Genomic DNA, 17755 nt, shown 5'->3' on the forward strand with positions numbered 1-17755 from the left:
AACTATGGCTCGCTCGCCTACGGGGCTCCAGCCGGCCTCTTCCTTCGTCGCTCCGGCGCTTCGCTTGTCGCTCCTCAGTCCAGACGCCGGCGCCCCTTCGGCTCTCTCGCGCCATCTGTCCTGAACCTGCTACGGCTAACAGCGCGCGGGCCCCGGCCCGCCGGCGGTACCGGCGGGCCGGGGCCCCATTGTCGCCCCCGCCGTCAGACGGCGAAGACCTCCTCGATCAGCGCCTGCTGCTCCACCTCGTGGCGCTTGGCCGAACCCACGGCCGGCGCCGACGAGGACGGGCGGGAGACCCGCCGCAGCCGGCCCTTGGCACCGGCCTGGGCGCCGAGCACCAGGTCCAGGTGGTCGATCAGGTTCAGCGCGATGAACGGCCAGGCACCCTGGTTGGCCGGTTCCTCCTGCGCCCAGACGTAGCTCTCCACGTTCGGGAACTTCGCCAGCTCCGCCTGGAGCTCGTCCACCGGCAGCGGGTACAGCCGCTCGATCCGCACCAGCGCGGTGTCCGTCACCCGGCGCTTGGCGCGCGCCGCGGCCAGGTCGTAGTGCACCTTGCCGGAGGTGAAGACCACCTTGCGCACCGCCGCCGGGTCCAGCTCGCCGCGCTCCACCGCCGCGTCCCCGATCACCGGGCGGAACGCGCCCGAGGTGAACTCCTCCACCGTGGAGGCCGCCGCCTTCAGCCGCAGCATCGACTTCGGCGTGAAGACCACCAGCGGCTTGTGGTGCGGGTTGTGCACCTGCCACCGCAGCAGGTGGAAGTAGTTCGCCGGGGTCGTCGGCATCGCGACCGTCATGTTGTTCTGCGCGCACAGCTGCAGGAACCGCTCCGGGCGGGCCGAGGAGTGGTCCGGGCCCTGGCCCTCGTAGCCGTGCGGCAGCAGCAGCACCACGCCGGAGGTCTGGCCCCACTTCTGCTCGGCGGAGGAGATGAACTCGTCCACCACCGACTGCGCGCCGTTGACGAAGTCACCGAACTGCGCCTCCCACAGCACCAGCGCGTTCGGCCGGGCCAGGGAGTAGCCGTACTCGAAGCCCATCGCCGCGTACTCGCTCAGCAGCGAGTCGTAGACGGTGAACTTCGCCTGGTCCTCGGTGAGGTACATCAGCGGCGTGTACTCGCCGCCGGTCTCCCGGTCGACCAGCACGGCGTGCCGCTGGCCGAAGGTGCCGCGGCGGCTGTCCTGGCCGGCCAGCCGGACCGGGTGCCCCTCCATCAGCAGCGACCCGAACGCCAGGGTCTCGCCCAGCGCCCAGTCGATGGTGCCGTCGGTCACCATCTTGGCCCGGCGCTGCAGCTGCGGCAGCAGGCGCGGGTGCGGGTGGAACGACTCCGGCAGCGCCACCTGCGCGTCCACGATCCGCTTGACGACGTCCGCGCCGATGCCGGTCGGCACCGCCACCGGGAAGTCGGGCACCGGCTCGGTCGGGTGCACGTCCGCCGGCTGCGCGGTCGCCTCCCGCACCTCGGTGAAGACCTTCTCCAGCTGGTCGCGGTAGTCCTTCAGCGCCTGCTCGGCCTCCTCCAGCGTGATGTCGCCCCGGCCGATCAGCGACTCGGTGTACAGCTTGCGCACCGAGCGCTTCTTGTCGATCAGGTCGTACATCAGCGGCTGGGTGAACTCCGGGTTGTCCGCCTCGTTGTGCCCGCGCCGCCGGTAGCAGATCAGGTCGATCACGACGTCCTTGTTGAACGCCTGGCGGAACTCGAAGGCCAGCTTGGCGACGCGCACCGCCGCCTCCGGGTCGTCCCCGTTGACGTGGAAGATCGGCGCCTCGATCATCCGCGCCACGTCGGTGGCGTAGGTGCTGGAGCGGCTGGAGGCCGGCGCGGCGGTGAACCCGACCTGGTTGTTGATCACCAGGTGCACGGTGCCGCCGGTGCGGTACCCGCGCAGCTGCGACATGTTCAGCGTCTCGGCCACCACGCCCTGGCCGGCGAAGGCCGCGTCGCCGTGCAGCAGCACCGGCAGCACGGTGAAGTCCGTGCCGCCCTTGTCGGCGATGTCCTGCTTGGCCCGGACCACGCCCTCCAGCACCGGGTCGACCGCCTCCAGGTGGGAGGGGTTGGCGGTCAGCGACACCTTGACGGTGTCCCCGTCCAGCCCGGTGAAGGTGCCCTCGGCGCCCAGGTGGTACTTCACGTCGCCGGAGCCGTGCATCGACCGCGGGTCGAGGTTGCCCTCGAACTCCCGGAAGATCTGCGCGTAGGACTTGCCGACGATGTTCGCCAGCACGTTCAGCCGGCCGCGGTGCGCCATGCCGATGACGACCTCGTCCAGCCCGGCGCCGGCGGCGCTGTCCAGCACCGCGTCCAGCAGCGGGATGGTGGTCTCGCCGCCCTCCAGCGAGAACCGCTTCTGGCCCACGTACTTGGTCTGCAGGAACGTCTCGAACGCCTCCGCGGCGTTCAGCCGGCGCAGGATCCGCAGCTGCTCCTCGCGCTCCGGCTTGTCCTGCACCCCCTCGATGCGCTGCTGGAGCCAGCGGCGCTGCTCGGGGTCCTGGATGTGCATGTACTCGATGCCGATGGTGCGGCAGTAGGAGTCGCGCAGCACGCCGAGGATGTCGCGCAGCGTCATCATCGACTTGCCGGCGAAGCCGCCGACCGCGAACTCCCGCTCCAGGTCCCACAGGGTGAGGTTGTGCGAGACCACGTCGAGGTCGGGGTGCTTGCGCTGGCGGTACTCCAGCGGGTCGGTGTCGGCCATCAGGTGGCCGCGGACCCGGTAGGAGCGGATCAGCTCGTGCACCCGCGCGGTCTTGTCCACGTCGGAGTCGTGCGTGGTGGAGATGTCCGGGGCCCAGCGCACCGGCTCGTAGGGGATCCGCAGCGAGGCGAACACCGAGTCGTAGAAGCCGTCCTCGCCCAGCAGCAGCCGGTGCATCTGGCGCAGGAACTCGCCGGAGGCCGCGCCCTGGATGATCCGGTGGTCGTAGGTGCTGGTCAGCGTCATGACCTTGGAGATGCCCAGGCGGGCCAGGGTCTCCGGGGCGGCGCCCTGGAACTCCGCCGGGTACTCCATCGCGCCGACGCCGACGATCAGGCCCTGCCCGGGCATGAGGCGCGGCACCGAGTGCACGGTGCCGATGCCGCCGGGGTTGGTCAGCGAGGCGGTCACGCCCTGGAAGTCGTCGACCGTCAGCTTGTTGGTGCGGGCCCGGCGCACGATGTCCTCGTACGCCTGCCAGAAGGTGAAGAAGTCCATCGTCTCGGACTTCTTGATGGCCGCTACAACCAATTGCCGATCGCCGTTGGGCTTGGTCAGGTCGATGGCCAGGCCGAGGTTGACGTGCTCCGGCTGGACGAGCTGCGGCTTGCCGTCCTTGACCGCGTACGAGTGGTTCATCGCCGGCATGGCCTTGAGCGCCTGGACCATGGCGTAGCCGATCAGGTGGGTGAAGGAGACCTTCCCGCCACGGGCCCGCTTGAGGTGGTTGTTGATGACGATGCGGTTGTCGATCAACAGCTTCGCCGGGACGGCCCGCACGCTGGTCGCGGTCGGGATCTCCAGGCTGGCGTCCATGTTGGCGGCCACCCGGGCGGCCGGGCCGCGCAGCGGCGTCACCGTCGGACCGGTCGGCTCCGCCTCGGCGGCCGCGGCCTTCGGCTTCTCGGCGGCCTTGGGCTCGGCGGCCTGCGGGCGCGGGGCCGGGGCGGCCGGCGCCTGCGGGGCGGCCTGGGCCGGCGCGGCGGGAGCGGCCGGCGCGGCGGGGGCCGGAGGCTGGGGGGCGGCGGGCGCCTGCGGGGCGGCGGGGGCGGCCGTGGCCTGTCCGGCGGCCGCCGCGGGAGCCGTCACCGCGGGCTGGGCCGGCGCCGCGGCGGCGGGGGCGGCCTCGGGCGCGCCGGCCTCCTGCGCTTGCGTCGTCGCCGAGGGCTTGTAGTCGGCGAAGAAGTCCCACCAGGCCCGGTCGACCGAGTTCGGGTCCTGGAGGTACTGCTGGTAGATCTCGTCGACGAGCCACTCGTTCGGGCCGAAGCCCGGGCCTTGCGGGCTAGTGGCACTCGTTGTGTTGGGGGATTGTGGCGACACGGCGCAAACCGCCCTCTTCCGCTTCCTCGGGGGTGGACAGCGGACAACAAGGCTACGCCTTCCCCTGGCGGCGAGGCAGGGGCGCGGTGGCCGATGAGGTCCATGTCTCACCGGAACTCCGGAAATTTGACGCGAACTGTTCGCTGTACCGGGGTTTAGCGATGATCCCATGGTGGCATAAAACGTGGTTACTCGGGGTGCCCCGAACGGGCGTCACCCGCCCGCCGCCGACCGCCCCTGGCCCGCGGCAGCCGCCCGGTTCAGGCCCGCGGCAGCTCCACCCGGATGCAGCACCCCACCGTGGTCTCCGCCACGGAGATCCTCCCGCCGTGCAGCTCCACCACCCACCGCGCGATGGCCAGCCCCAGACCGGTGCCGCCGTCACTGCCCGGCCCCGCCGCCGTGGCGGTCGCCCCCCGGGTGAACCGCTCGAACACCCGGGTGCGCTCCTCCGGCGGGATGCCCGGGCCGTCGTCCTGCACCCGCAGCACCAGCGGCCCCGCGCCGACGCGCTCCGCCTCCACCCGGATCAGGCCGCCCTCCGGGCTGTGCCGGTGCGCGTTGTCCAGCAGGTTGGCGATCACCTGGTGCAGCCGCTCCCGGTCGGCCAGCGCCGTCAGGTCGTGCGGGGTGACCCGCACCTCCACCCGCGCCCGCAGCGCCGTCAGCACCGCGGGGCTCCCCGGCGACTCCGGATCCGGCCGCCGCCGGGCCTCCTCGCGGACCACCGCCTGGCGGGCCGCCTCCTGGAGGAACTCCCGCACTTCGAACCGCTCCAGCGCCAGCGGCACCGCCCCGGAGTCCACCCGGGACAGGTCCAGCAACTGGGTGACCAGCCGGCCCAGCCGCTCCGTCTGCGCCAACGCGATCTGCATCGTCGCGTCATCCGGACGGGTGACCCCGTCCACCACGTTCTCCAGCACCGCCCGCAGCGCCGCCACGGGCGTGCGCAACTCGTGCGAGACGTTCGCCACCAGCTCGCGGCGGTGCTGGTCCACGGACTGCAGGTCCTCCGCCATCCGGTTGAAGGTGGCCGCCAGCTCGCCCACCTCGTCCCGGGACCGGGGGCGCACCCGGCGCGTGTAGTCCCCGGACGCCATCGCCCGGGCCGCCTCCGTCATCTGCCGCAGCGGCTGCGTGAGGCCGTGGGTGAGCAGCAGCATCAGCAGGATGCAGGCCAGCGCCGAGGCGATCGTCACCCAGCGGAAGCGGGCGCCGGAACGCAGCCCGAAGATGATCAGCCCGGTCGATATGCCCACCGAGAGCACCACCAGCAGGCCGAGCTTGGCGCGGATCGAGCGCAGCGGATCCAGCGGGCGGAGCACCCGCCACAGCCAGGCCAGGCCCGGCGGCACCGTCACCCGGCGGTGCAGGTGCCGGGAGAGCCGCCGGCCGCGCTCCAGGGCCCGACGCCGCCGCTCCGCCGCCGCCAGCTCCGGATCCCGCCGCTCCCGCTCCGCCGGACCGCCACGCCGTGCCGGGCGCGCACCACGCCTGACACGCGCCGCACGCGGTTCGCGTGGTTCGCGCGGTTCAGGCGCCGGAGGTTCCGGCCGCTTCGGCCGTTCTTCCGGCGGCCCGGTTTCCTTCGACCCGCCAGGTTCCTCCTGCGGGTCCTGCGGGCCGGGCCGGTCCGCCCGTCCCGCGCCAACCGGCTGGTCCGGCTCGTCCGGACGGTCCGGCTGGTCCGGCTGGTCCGGCTCGTCCGGTCGCGTTCCGGCCACCGAGCTCACGCCCTCCCCGCCCCCTCACTCATCCCGGCAACTGGAGCGCGTACCCGACACCGTGCACCGTCCGGATCCGCTCGGGGCCGATCTTGCGGCGCAGCGACTTCACATGGCTGTCCACCGTGCGCGTCCCGGAGGCGTCGGTCCACCCCCACACCTGGGAGAGCAACTCCTCCCGGCTGAGCACCGCCCGGGGCCGGGAGGCCAGGCAGACCAGCAGGTCGTGCTCGGTCGGCGTCAGGTGCACCTCCTGCCGCTCGGAGCCGCGCCGCACCCAGACCCGCCGCTGCGCCTGGTCCAGCTCCAGCCCGTCCAGCTGGAGGACCTCCGAGGCGCTGTCCCGGGCCAGCTCGGCGGCCCGGTCCACCCGGCGCAGCAGCGCCTGGACCCGCGCGGCCAGCTCCCGCATGGAGAACGGCTTGGTCATGTAGTCGTCGGCGCCGACGCCGAGGCCCACCAGCAGGTCGGTCTCGTCGGTGCGGGCGGTCAGCATCAGCACGCACACCGGGCGGTCGGCCTGCACCCGGCGGCAGACCTCCAGGCCGTCGAAGCCGGGGAGCATCAGGTCCAGGACGATCAGGTCGGGGCGGATCTCCCGGGCCAGCCGCACGGCCCCGGGGCCGTCCACGGCGAGCTCCACCCGCAGGCCCTCCGCGCGCAGCCGGGTGGCGACGGCGTCGGCGATGGTCGGGTCATCCTCGACGACCAGGACGGTCCGGCGGCTGACCGGCGGATCGCCGGCCGGCCGGGCGGTGGGTTTCTCCCGCGTCTCCCGGGTGTGCTCCACGGATGATCCTTCCTTCCGGTGCGCCTCGGGGTGGCTGCCGGCAGTCAGCGTACGCAACCGGGCGCCGCCGGCAGCGCGGTCGCGGGAATCCGGGGTCCGTCGGCGGCCCGGTCGCGACCACCGCGCGAGCCGTGCGCCGCGGCGCGGCCGCACGGTGGTTCGACCCACGGGCGTGACGTGACGTCAAACGCCTGCGGCGCGGGGAGGTTCCCACGCCCCCGAGTGCGCGCGAACAGGTTAGCGACCCGGGCCGCCGCACCCCACCGTCTCCGCGCCCCACGGGGTTGCGCGGGCCGCTGGTTCCCGCCCCCACGGGGGTTGCGCGGGCCGCCGGTTCAGGCGGAGGCGAGGTAGACGACGTCCGGGACGCCGCGCGCCACCAGCACCGGCACCTCCCGGCGCGTCACCCGGGGGAAGGCCGCGCGCAGCCGCTCCTCGAAGGGCTCCGACGCGGCGGCGCTCCACACCGCGAGCACCCCGCCGGGCGCCAGCCGTCCGCGCAGCAGCCGCAGGCCGGCCGCCCCGTACAGGGCGGCGTTGCCCTCGGTGACGGTCCAGTCCGGACCGTTGTCGATGTCCAGGCAGATGGCGTCGTAGCGCTCGTCGGTGGTCCGGAGGTGGTCGAGCAGGTCGGCGCGCACACAGCGCACGTCGTCACGGGCCAGCGCGCCGGCGCTGAAGCGGGCGAGCGGGGCGTCACCGACGGTGTGCCACTCCACGACGGCGCTCTCCCGCTCCACCACGGTGATCCGTCCGGCGCGCGGGTCCGCAGCCGCCTCGGCCAGCGAGAAGCCGACACCGAGGCCGCCGATCAGCACCCGGGCCGGTCCGTCCCGCCGGGGCCCGGGGGGTGTGGGGCGGCCGGGACCGTCCGCCGTGTCCAGGGCGTCCAGGGCGGCGCGGACCAGCAGCCGCTCGGAGGTGCCGTCGGAGGTGTCCATCAGGAAGCAGCCGTTGCTGATGATCTCCATCCGCTCCGCGCGCCGGCGCAGCACGACCTCCCCCCACGGCCCCTCGCGCCGGTCCACGACCACGGGGTCGTCGGTGGCCGGCTCCTGCGTTGTCGGGTGGTGCGTCGTCGGACGGTGGGCGGACGTCGCGGATGTCATCGGCAGTGGGCCTCCCGGCGGAGCGGCGCCCGTTCCGTCGCCACGGCGGGCGCTCGACATGTGTGGTGGTACGTGCCCCACCCTGTCAGAACGTTCCGTCACCGGCAGCGGAGTTTCCGCCCCGCCGCCGGTGACGGCCGGTTTCCCCGCCCGCCACGCGCCTGTCCGCCGGGCCCGTTCGCGGGGCCCGCTCGCGGGGCGTCCCTCATGCGCCTGACTGCTGGGATTGCCTTCGCCGCGCCCGCTCGTCAGGCCGCCTGCGCCGTGCCTGCTGCCGGGCCTCGCCCGCCGTGGCGCCAGCCGGCCCTCAGGCCACGCCCTCCGTCCTGGCGCCTGCTGCTTTCCCCCCCCCGGGGCTCTACTTCCAGCTCCAGCGCCCCGCTCTCCAGATCCGAGCCCCCTCCAGATCCCCGCCCTTCCCGAACCCGGCCCTTCCCGCCAACCCCAGCCACCCCCGCCCCGGCCCCCCACCCCCGATCGAGCCCAGCCACCCCACCAGGGCAACCCACCCCAGGCACCCCACTCAGCCATCCCACTCAGCCATCCCACTCAGGCACCCCACTCAGGCACCCCACCAAGGCACCCCACCCCACGCAGACGCGCCGCGCCCACACCGCTCATGGTCACTACACCGTGAGGGGGATGGAGCAGAGTTATCCACAGGCCGCACATGGAGGGCTGCGCCCCGTCACCCACCCATGGGATCCTGAAAAAGGGGACCAAAAATCCCCCCAAGGGGGGTTTGGGGGCGCGTACGGGCGGGTGGGGTTGGCCGGCTTCACGGTGGCGCGGGCCGGCTTCACGGGGTGCCGGGCGGAGTTATCCACAGGCGGCACATGGGGGGCTGCGGTGCGTCATCCCCCCATGGGATCCTGAAGAAGGGGGTCGAAAAGCCCCCCAAAGGGGGTTTGGGGGGAAGTGCGGCGGGCTCGGTTCCGGCGGGGGTGGCAGCCCCGCTCGGGGGAGAATTCCGACATGGTGTGGGAGAACGGACCCGGTGCCCCGACGCCCGTCCCGCGGCGGCCGACCCCTCGACTGCCCCGGGTGACCGCGGCCGGGGTGCGCTCCGCGCTCGGCGCCTGGCTGATCGGCTGGCTGGTGCTCTACCTCACCATCCGCCTGGTGCCCGGGCTGTCCATGCGCGACTGGTGGGACGCCCCGATCGCCGCCCTCATCGTGGCCGCGGTCGGGGTGGTGCTGCGCCCCCCGTTGACCTCCCTGGTGGTGCGGCTGTCCTGGTTCGGCGTCTTCGGCCTCGGCCTGCTGGTGGACGCCTGCGTGCTCTGGACCGCGATGTGGCTGGCGCCGGGCATCGACGTCGACGCCAGCGCCGCCGGCTTCGGATCCGCGCTGGCCGCCTCCTGGGCGTCGGCGGTCGTGATGTCGCTGATCGGCTGGGTCTTCGTGCTCGACGACGACGAGGCGTTCCTCGCGCACTGCGTGCGGATGGCCCGCCGGGTGCAGCGCCGCGGGCGGCGCCTGGACCGCCGGGCCGAGCGGCGGCTGGCCCGCGCGCGCCGGGAGCCGGCCGGCCCGGCCGAGCCCTCCGCCGCGGCGCCCGCCATCCCCGGCGGCGCGCCCCCGACCCGCCCCGGGCGCCTCCGCCCCACCCCCGGCCACCCCGCCCCGGGCCGCCCCGCCCCGGGCCGCCCGGAGCCCGCCGGCCGCCCCGGCGCCCGGCCCGGCCCGCGCGCCGTCGGCGGTCTGAGCCCGCTCTCCGGGACGGTCGGCCGGCCGCTCGCCGTCGCCGGGGCGCGTCCGACGCTGCCCGGCTGGGCCGACGTCTCCCGCCCCGGGGTGGTCTTCGTGCAGCTCGACGGCGTCTCCGCACCCGTCCTGCGCTGGATGCTCTCCGCCGGGGAGCTGCCCACCCTCAGCCGGTGGCTGCGCAGCGGCAGTCACCGGCTCGGCGGCTGGACCTCCCTCCTGCCCTCCACCACGCCCGCCGCCCAGGCCGCCCTGCTGCACGGCAGCAACGAGGGCATCCCCGGGTTCCGCTGGTACGAGAAGGACGGCGGCCGCCTGGTGGTCTCCAACCGCCCGCGCGACGCCGCGGACATCGAGGCCCGGATCAGCGACGGCCGCGGCCTCCTCGCCGACGGCGGGGTCTCCATCTCCAACCTCTTCTCCGGCGACGCGCCGGTGCGGCTGCTGTCCATGAGCGGGCTCGGCGCCAAGCAGCGCGGCCGGCTGGGGCCGTCGGCCTCCTACGCCTCCTTCTTCACCCACCCCTACGGCTTCACCCGCGGCGTCTCCCTGGCCGTCGGGGAGATGGTCAAGGAGATGTTCCAGGCGTGGCGGCAGCGGCGCCTGGGCGTGGAGCCGCGGGTGCCGCGCTCCGGCTCGTACATCGCTCTGCGCGCCGTCACCAACGTGCTGCTGCGGGACCTCAACACCGGGCTGGTGGTGGAGCAGATGGTGCGTGGCGTGCCGTGCGTCTACGTCGACTACGTGGACTACGACGAGATCGCGCACCACGCCGGCCCCGGCCGGCCCGAGTCGCTGCGCTCGCTCTCCGGCCTGGACCGGGTGCTCGGGCAACTGGAGCGGATGGCCGAGCGGGCCGCGCGGCCGTACCGGTTCGTGGTGCTCTCCGACCACGGGCAGGCGCTCGGCGCCACCTTCCGCCAGCGGTTCGGCCGGCCGCTGGAGGAGGTGGTGCGGGAGCTGATGTGCTCCGCGGGGCGTCCGCTGGAGCCGGGGGAGACCGCGGGGGTGACCGCGCCGGTCGAGCAGTGGGGCCCGGTGAACGTCTTCCTCAGCCAGCTCGCCGGCCAGCCCAGCGTCTCCGGCGACGTGACGCGCCGGGCGCTGCGCGGCCGTACCGCACGCGGCGAGATCTCGCTGGGCCCGGTCGAACCGGACCGCAGCGCCCCGGAGGTGGTGGTGGCCAGCTCGGGGAACCTGGCGCTGGTGTCCTTCGCCCGGCACGCCGGGCAGCTGCCCTACGAACGGATCGAGGAGCTGTGGCCCGGCCTGGTCGCCCGGCTGGCCGCGCACCCGGGCGTGGGTTTCGTGGCGGTGCGTTCCACCGAGTCGGGGCCGCTGGTGGTGGGCGGCGCGGGGGTGCGGCGGCTGCGGGACGGCCACGTGGACGGCGCCGACCCGCTGGAGCCCTTCGGGCCGCACGCGGCGGCCGCGGTGGGGCGGGTGATGGGCTTCGCCAACGCCCCGGACCTGCTGGTGAACAGCATGCTCGACCCGTACAGCAACGAGGTGGCGGCGTTCGAGGAACTGGTGGGCAGCCACGGCGGGCTGGGGGGCTGGCAGACCGAGGGGGTGCTGATCCACCCGGCGTCCTGGCCCGTGCCGGACGAACCGCTGGTCGGCGCCGAGGCGGTGCACCGGGTGCTGGTGGGGTGGCTGGAGCGGTTGGGGCTGCGGGAGGAGCAGCCGGCCGAACTCACGGCTGTGCCGAGGGCGGCGACGCCCGTGGGTGCGGGGACGGCAGGGGCGGGGGCGGTGGATGCGGAGACGGTGGAAGCGGTCGGGCCCGCACAGCCCGCACAGCCCGCACAGCCCGCACAGGCAGGGGAGGCGGGGGAGGCGGGGGAGGCGGCGCGGCCTGCTCGGCCCGCGGAGGAGGCGGGGGCCGGCCCGGCGGCCGGCGACGGTGCCTCTCCTGTCCGAATCGTTGACAAATGACCTGAGATGTCGGGTTGCGCGTAGACTCGGTGCTCAGGCGGCGGAAGGAACAGCCGATGACCGCGCAACCTCCCAATCCGCGGGTCAGCACCGATCCGGCGGCCCCGCGACCGCCGACCGACGACGACGTCGAGGTCCTGAGCAGTGACGCCGCGATCGGCACCACGCCCCCGGGCGCGGCTGGTCCCCCGGGCGCGGCCCGTGCCGCGGGCGACGATTCGATGGAGTCCGAGTGGCTGACCGAGCGCGTCGCCATCGGCCAGCGCCACCTGCTGGAGCAGATCGCCCGCGACGCCCCGCTGCCGGACGTCCTGGAGGGCATGGCCCGGATCATGGAGGACCTCGTGCCCGGGGTCCTGGTTTCCGTGCTGCTCCTGGACGACGACGGCGCGCGGCTGCGGCACGGCGCCGCCCCCAGCCTCCCCGCGGAGTACAACGCAGCGATCGACGGCACCCCGGTGGGCGCCGCGATGGGTTCCTGCGGCACCGCGGCCTTCCGACGCGAACCGGTCGTCGTCCAGGACATCCTGACCGATCCGCTCTGGGTGGACTTCCGCGAGGTGGCGCGTGCCGCCGGCGTGGGCTCCTGCTGGTCCACGCCGATCACCTCGGGCGGCGAACTGCTGGGCACGTTCGCCATGTACCACCGTGACGTCCAGGCTCCCCGCCCGGCCGAGCTGGCGCTCAGCTCGGCGTTCACCCGCACGGCCGCGCTGGCCATCGGCCGGCACCGGGCGGACGAGGAACGGCGCGCGGCGCTCGCCCGCGAGCAGGCCGCCCGCGCCGACCTGCGGTTCGTGCTGGACGTCAGCACCGCGGTCAGCACCGCCTTCGACTACCCGGAGGGCCTGGTACGGCTGGCCCACCTGGCCGTCCCCACCCTCGCCCCGATGTGCGCCGTGGACGTCGTCGAGGAGGGCGGCGGCATCCGGCGGGTGGCCGTCGCCGTCAGCCCGGAGTCCCAGGAGTCCGAGGCGCACCTCGCGGCGCACACCCCCAGGCCGGGCGACGCCGACCCGGTGGGGCGCGTGCTCGCCAGCGGGCGCACCGAGACGGCCCGGCGCCCGCCCGACCACGTGCCGCCGCACGTGGTCGGATACGTGTGCGTGCCGCTCACCGCGCGGGACCGCACCTTCGGCGCGGTCACCCTGCTGTCGACGGTGGACCGCCCGCTCGGGCGGCACACCGTCGCCCTCGCCGAGGACCTGGCCCGGCGGGCCGCCCTCGGCATCGACAACGCCCGCCTGTACGCCCGCCGCGCGCGGGTCGCCCGGGAGCTCCAGATCGGCCTGCTGCCCCCGGAACTGCCCGCGGTGCCCGGCGCCGAGCTCGCCACCGGCTACCACCCCGCGGGGGAGGGGCTGGAGGTGGGCGGCGACTTCTACGACGTCTTCCCGCTGCCGGAGGGGCGCTGGGGGCTGCTGGTGGGGGACGTGTGCGGGCGCGGGCCGCGCGCCGCCGTCACCACCTCGCTGGTGCGCACCACGGTGCGGGCCATCGCCCCGATCCTGCGCGAGCCGCGGCGGATCGCGGACTCCGTGAACCACGTCCTGCTCAACAAGCCCGGCGACGGCGACGGTGCCGGCGCCGACTTCGTCACCCTGGTCTACGGCGAGCTGCGGCGCGGCGAGCGGGCGGCCGAGCGGGCCGGTGACGGCGGGCTGAGCCTGGAGTACGTCCGCGCCGGCCACCCCGCGCCCCTGCTGCGCCGTGCGGACGGCACGGTCGGCCAGCTCACGCCGGGCGGCTCGCTGCTGGGGCTGCTGGAGGACATCGAACCGGCGCAGACCGACAGCCTGGACCTGGCCACCGGGGACGCGCTGGTGATCGTCACCGACGGCATCCTGGAGGCGCGTGACGCCGACGGCGAGTTCTTCGGCACGGACCGCCTGGTCGACGCGGTGCGCACGGCCGACCTGGCGGCCGGCCCGGCGGCCGTGGTGCGGGCGGTGGACGAGGCGGTCGCCGCGTTCGCCACCGAGGAGGTCGACGACGACCGCGCCATGCTCGTCCTGATGGCCCGCTGACCGGGCGACGGGGGTGTCCCGGGGGGAACCGGGGGACGCGCGACGGGGTGTCCCGGAAACGGGGGTGTCCCCGGCGGACCTCCGCCGGGGACACCCCCTTTCTCCGTGGGCCGGGACGGGCCGGACCGGCCGGGCCGCCGGCCCCGCCGCCGACCCGGCCCGCCGGCTCAGCCGCGGGCGGCCAGCAGGTGCTCCCAGGCCAGGGCGTCCAGCGCCTCGAAGGCGCCGCCGCGCGCAGCGGCGGCGTCGACGTCGAAGGACTCGGCCTCCTTCAGCAGGTCGGCGGCGGACTCGCCCTCGGCCACCGTCTGCTGGGCGAGCTGGTCCAGGCGCGCGGCCTTCAGCGCCTCCTGGACGGCCGGGTCGGCGCGGAAGGCGGCGGCCCGCTCCTTCAGCACCAGGTAGTTGCGCATGCAGGCCTTCGCGGAGGTCCACACCCCGTCGATGTCCTCGGTGCGCATCGGCTTGAAGTCGAAGTGCTTCGGGCCCGCGTAGCCGGCCGACTCCAGCAGGTCCACCAGCCAGAACGCCTGGCGCAGGTCGCCGGCGCCGAAGCGGAGGTCCTGGTCGTACTTGATGCCGGACTGGCCGTTGAGGTCGATGTGGAAGAGCTTGCCCGCCCACAGCGCCTGGGCGATGCCGTGCGGGAAGTTCAGGCCGGCCATCTGCTCGTGGCCCACCTCGGGGTTCACGCCGAACATCTCCGGGCGCTCCAGGCGCTCGATGAAGGCCAGGGCGTGGCCGACGGTCGGCAGCAGGATGTCGCCGCGGGGCTCGTTCGGCTTCGGCTCGATGGCGAAGCGCAGGTCGTAGCCCTGGTCCACCACGTACTGGCCGAGGAAGTCGAACGCCTCCTTCATCCGGTCCAGGGCGACCCGGACGTCCTTGCCGCCGCCGGTCTCGGCGCCCTCGCGGCCACCCCAGGCCACGTAGGTGGTGGCGCCGAGCTCCACGGCCAGGTCGATGTTGCGGATGACCTTGGCCAGCGCGAAGCGGCGGATGTCGCGGTCGTTGGAGGTGAAGCCGCCGTCCTTGAACACCGGGTGGGTGAACAGGTTGGTGGTGGCCATCGGCACCTTCATGCCGGTCTCGTCCAGGGCCTGGCGGAACCGGGCGACGATCGCGGAGCGCTCGCTGGCGGAGGAGCCGAAGGGGATCAGGTCGTCGTCGTGGAAGGTCACGCCGTAGGCGCCGAGCTCGGCCAGCCGCCGCACCGACTCCACCGGGTCCAGCGCGGGGCGGGTGGCCTCGCCGAAGGGGTCGTTGCCCCTCCAGCCCACGGTCCACAGGCCGAAGGTGAACCGGTCCTCGGGGGTGGGGGTGTACGCGTCGGTCATTGGGGCTCTCCCTAGGAAGTGCGAGGCGGGCCTTCGTCCGCTGGTGTCGCTGGTGCGGGGGTTGGCGCGGCCCGTGCGCCGGTGCGTCCATTGACCCGCTCCGACGGCCACGCGTCAAGACCTTTCGTCAGTCCGATGAACAAACTAACGTGGGTTCTCGCCGCACGTCCAGACGGACACGGCGGATCGCGCCCGGCACCCCGCCGGGTGCCCCACCCGGCCCACGGCCCATCGACCGCTAACGGTCCAGACGAGTAGGAGAGCGACATGCAGGCGGCAACAGGGCGGCTCGTCATCGGGGTGGACAGCTCCACGCAGTCCACGAAGGTGCTGGTCGTGGAGGTCGAGACGGGCCGCGTGGTGGCCCGCGGCCGCAGCGCCCACACGGTCAGCGACGGCCCCGGCCGGGAGTCCGACCCCGAGCAGTGGGAACGCGCGCTGCGCGACGCGCTGGCCCAGACCGGCGTCTCCGAGCGCGCCGAGGCCATCTCCATCGGCGGCCAGCAGCACGGCCTGGTCACCCTGGACGCCGCCGGCCGGCCGGTCCGACCCGCCATGCTCTGGAACGACACCCGCTCCGCCGAACGCATCCCCTCACTGCTGGACGCGCTGGGCGGCCCCCAGGAGTGGGCCCGCCGCACCGGCAGCGTGCCGCCGGCCAGCTTCACCGTCACCAAGTGGGCCTGGCTGCGCGCCCACGAACCCGAGCACGCCGCCGCCACCGCCGCCATCCGACTCCCGCACGACTACCTCACCGGCCGCCTCACCGGCGAGCCCGGCGGCCGGGGCACCACCGACCGCGGGGACGCCTCCGGCACGGGCTGGTGGTCCGCGCAGACCCAGGCCTACGACCCGGAGATCCTCGGCCTGCCCGCCGTCGACCTGGACCCGGCGCTGCTCCCGGAGGTCGTCGCCCCCGGCCAGCCGGCCGGCACCGTGGCGGCCCGGGACGGCCTGCCGCTGCGCGACGGTGCCCTGGTCGCGGCCGGGACCGGCGACAACATGGCCGCGGCCGTCGGCCTGGGCCTGCTGCCGGGCACGCCGGTGCTGAGCCTGGGGACCTCCGGGACGGTCTACGCCGTCTCCACCACGCCCACCGCCGACCCCACCGGCACGGTGACCGGCTTCGCCGACGCCCTCGGCGACTGGCTGCCGCTGGCCTGCACGCTCAACTGCACCCTGGCCGTGGACCGGATCGCCGCCCTGCTCGGACTCGACCGGGAGGCCGTCGAGGCGGGCGGGGACGTCGTCCTGCTGCCGTACCTGGACGGCGAGCGGACCCCGAACCTGCCCCGGGCCACCGGGCTGCTCACCGGCCTGACCCACGACACCACGCCCGGACAGCTGCTGCAGGCCGCCTACGACGGCGCGGCGCAGGCGCTGCTGGGGGCGCTGGACACGGTGGCCGTCTCCGGCAGCGGCGTCGCCGAGGACGCGCCGCTGCTGCTGATCGGCGGCGGCGCGAAGGGCACGGCCTGGCGGAACACGGTCCGCCGGCTGTCCGGACGGGCCGTGGTCGTGCCGGAGCAGGAGGAACTGGTCGCCCTGGGCGCGGCGGCCCAGGCCGCGGCGCTGCTGACCGGCGAGTCGGCGGCGGAGATCGCGCGCCGCTGGGAGACCGCCCGGGGCACCGTGCTCGACCCGCTGCCGAGGGACGAGGCCGCCGTGGAGCGGATCAGCGGAGTGCTGGAGGCCGCCGGCGCGCTGCTGGAGCCGGAGGGGGACAGGAAGGCGTAGTGGGGCGCGCGAGGCCGGGCGGCCGGCCTGGTGCAGCAGGGTGGGCCGGGCGGCCGGCCCTGGTGCAGCAGGGTGGGCCGGCGGCCGGCCTGGTGGAGCCAGGGCGGGACGGGCCGCCGGGCCGGTGGAGCAGGGCAGGGCCGGCCGCGCAAGAGGGCGCATGCATCCTGTGGAAAACCGCGAGCCCCCCTGGTCAACAGGGGTACCGGCTGGTCAGCTGGGCGCGCAAGAGGGCACTTCCACCCTGTGGATAACGATGAACCCCCAGGCCAACAGGGGTAACCCATGGTCAGCTGGGCGCGCAAGAGGGCACTTCACGCTGTGGAAAACTGCGGACCCCCCTGGTCAACAGGGGTAGCCCATGGCCGGTTGGCTGCGCAAGAGGGCACTGGCCAGGCCCGGCCGGCTGCGGCCGAGCCTGGCCGGTGCCGGCGGGTGAGCGCGGTAGCCGACGGCGGTTGTCCAGCCCGGGTGGCCATGGCCGGCGGGTTGCCACGCTGCCTGGACGGCCGAGGAGGCTGGTCGGCGAGGTTGGCCGGTGGCCGTGGCACCTGGTTGGCCGTGGCACCTGGTTGGCCGTGGCGGGTTGGTGCCTGTGGTGGGGCTGGTGGCCGTGATGGTTGGTCGGTCGCGGCGCCGCTCTGCCGTGACGGGCTGGCGGGCTGGCGGGCGGGTGGGCGCACCGAGGGACGAGGTGGATGGGCGGCGAGCTGCGTGGGCCACAATCCCTTTTCGGCGCCTCTTCTCTCGTGCTCCGGTGGCGAGTTGTCCACAGGCTGCGAGAGGGGACTGCCGCTGGGTGATCACCTCGTGGGATCCTGGAATTGGGGGTTCCCAGGCGGGCCCCCTATGGTGCGTTGGCGGCCCGCCCGGGTGACCGCCGGGCGGTACAGGGCGTGTGGCGATGGGGCCACGGCCGTGTTCTCCAGCCGCCCGGCTCCGGTCCGGGCTTCCCTGCTCCGGTGGCTCCGCGGCCCCGCGGGCTCGGTGGCCCTGTGGCTCCGGTGGCTCCGGTGGCTTCGGTGGCTTCGGTGGCCCGGGTGGCCCCGGTGGCCCCGGTGGCTCCGGTGGCTTCGGTGGCTTCGGTGGCCCGGGTGGCCCCGGTGGCTCCAGTGGCCCCATGGCCCTGGCGACTCCAGTGGCCCTGGTGGTCCCCATGGGCCCGTGGGCCAGGCAGGCCCCGGTGGCTTCGGATGGAGTCGGTGGGCCCAGTGGCCCAGTGGTCCGGTGGGTGCCCACCCGGCGCGGTCTCCGGGCAGCCCGGCCCCGGCGGCGCTCTCCCCGCTGCCCGGCCGCCCTCGCCCGCTCCCTCGGGCGTCCGCGTGGTCCGGCGTTCCCGCCCGCCT

At 74.7% G+C, this 17755-nt stretch carries 8 protein-coding genes; 3 read left to right on the top strand and 5 right to left on the bottom strand.

The annotated features are described in order from the left end of the window. Positions 1–203: 203 nt before the first annotated feature. The 4 genes from FHU37_RS16500 to FHU37_RS16515 all read right to left on the bottom strand — a co-directional run bounded on the left by FHU37_RS16500 (position 204) and on the right by FHU37_RS16515 (position 7663). On the bottom strand, positions 204–4040 hold the full coding sequence (locus FHU37_RS16500; RefSeq protein WP_179814934.1) for a multifunctional oxoglutarate decarboxylase/oxoglutarate dehydrogenase thiamine pyrophosphate-binding subunit/dihydrolipoyllysine-residue succinyltransferase subunit: 3837 nt from the start codon (positions 4038–4040) through the stop codon (positions 204–206). Between the two features lie 260 nt (positions 4041–4300). Then, positions 4301–5401 carry a sensor histidine kinase gene (locus tag FHU37_RS16505; protein ID WP_312892636.1) on the bottom strand — a complete coding sequence of 367 codons (1101 nt, stop codon included), beginning with the start codon at positions 5399–5401 and terminating at the stop codon, positions 4301–4303. A gap of 391 nt (positions 5402–5792) precedes the next feature. Continuing rightward, the gene (locus FHU37_RS16510) at positions 5793–6554 is read right to left on the bottom strand and encodes a response regulator (RefSeq protein WP_179814935.1); all 762 of its coding nucleotides are present in this window, start codon (positions 6552–6554) and stop codon (positions 5793–5795) included. Between the two features lie 335 nt (positions 6555–6889). Then, the gene (locus FHU37_RS16515) at positions 6890–7663 is read right to left on the bottom strand and encodes a spermidine synthase family protein (protein ID WP_218904059.1); all 774 of its coding nucleotides are present in this window, start codon (positions 7661–7663) and stop codon (positions 6890–6892) included. A 1044-nt stretch (positions 7664–8707) separates the two neighbouring features. On the opposite strand from FHU37_RS16515, the gene FHU37_RS16520 reads away from it, so the two are divergent. Together FHU37_RS16520 and FHU37_RS16525 are read left to right on the top strand one after the other, a co-directional pair. Continuing rightward, the gene (locus FHU37_RS16520; RefSeq protein ID WP_179814936.1) at positions 8708–11308 is read left to right on the top strand and encodes an alkaline phosphatase family protein; all 2601 of its coding nucleotides are present in this window, start codon (positions 8708–8710) and stop codon (positions 11306–11308) included. Positions 11309–11364: 56 nt separating this feature from the next. Next, complete coding sequence (locus FHU37_RS16525; protein ID WP_179814937.1) at positions 11365–13335, top strand: SpoIIE family protein phosphatase; 1971 nt, start codon at positions 11365–11367, stop codon at positions 13333–13335. A gap of 167 nt (positions 13336–13502) precedes the next feature. Here the strand turns inward: FHU37_RS16525 and xylA are convergent, their stop codons facing one another. Continuing rightward, positions 13503–14672, bottom strand: coding sequence for a xylose isomerase (gene xylA / locus FHU37_RS16530; protein WP_179814938.1), 1170 nt, complete (start codon positions 14670–14672; stop codon positions 13503–13505). A 267-nt stretch (positions 14673–14939) separates the two neighbouring features. On the opposite strand from xylA, the gene xylB reads away from it, so the two are divergent. Then, complete coding sequence (gene xylB, locus FHU37_RS16535; protein WP_179814939.1) at positions 14940–16409, top strand: xylulokinase; 1470 nt, start codon at positions 14940–14942, stop codon at positions 16407–16409. Positions 16410–17755: the final 1346 nt, after the last annotated feature.

This window comes from Allostreptomyces psammosilenae (assembly GCF_013407765.1).
Lineage (GTDB): Bacteria > Actinomycetota > Actinomycetes > Streptomycetales > Streptomycetaceae > Allostreptomyces > Allostreptomyces psammosilenae.

Bases quoted from the DNA above. Each gene is read 5' to 3' on its own strand.
- FHU37_RS16515 (WP_218904059.1), bottom strand. From the start codon at position 7,663: ATGACATCCGCGACGTCCGCCCACCGTCCGACGACGCACCACCCGACA.
- FHU37_RS16525 (WP_179814937.1), top strand. From the start codon at position 11,365: ATGACCGCGCAACCTCCCAATCCGCGGGTCAGCACCGATCCGGCGGCC.
- xylA (WP_179814938.1), bottom strand. From the start codon at position 14,672: ATGACCGACGCGTACACCCCCACCCCCGAGGACCGGTTCACCTTCGGC.
- xylB (WP_179814939.1), top strand. From the start codon at position 14,940: ATGCAGGCGGCAACAGGGCGGCTCGTCATCGGGGTGGACAGCTCCACG.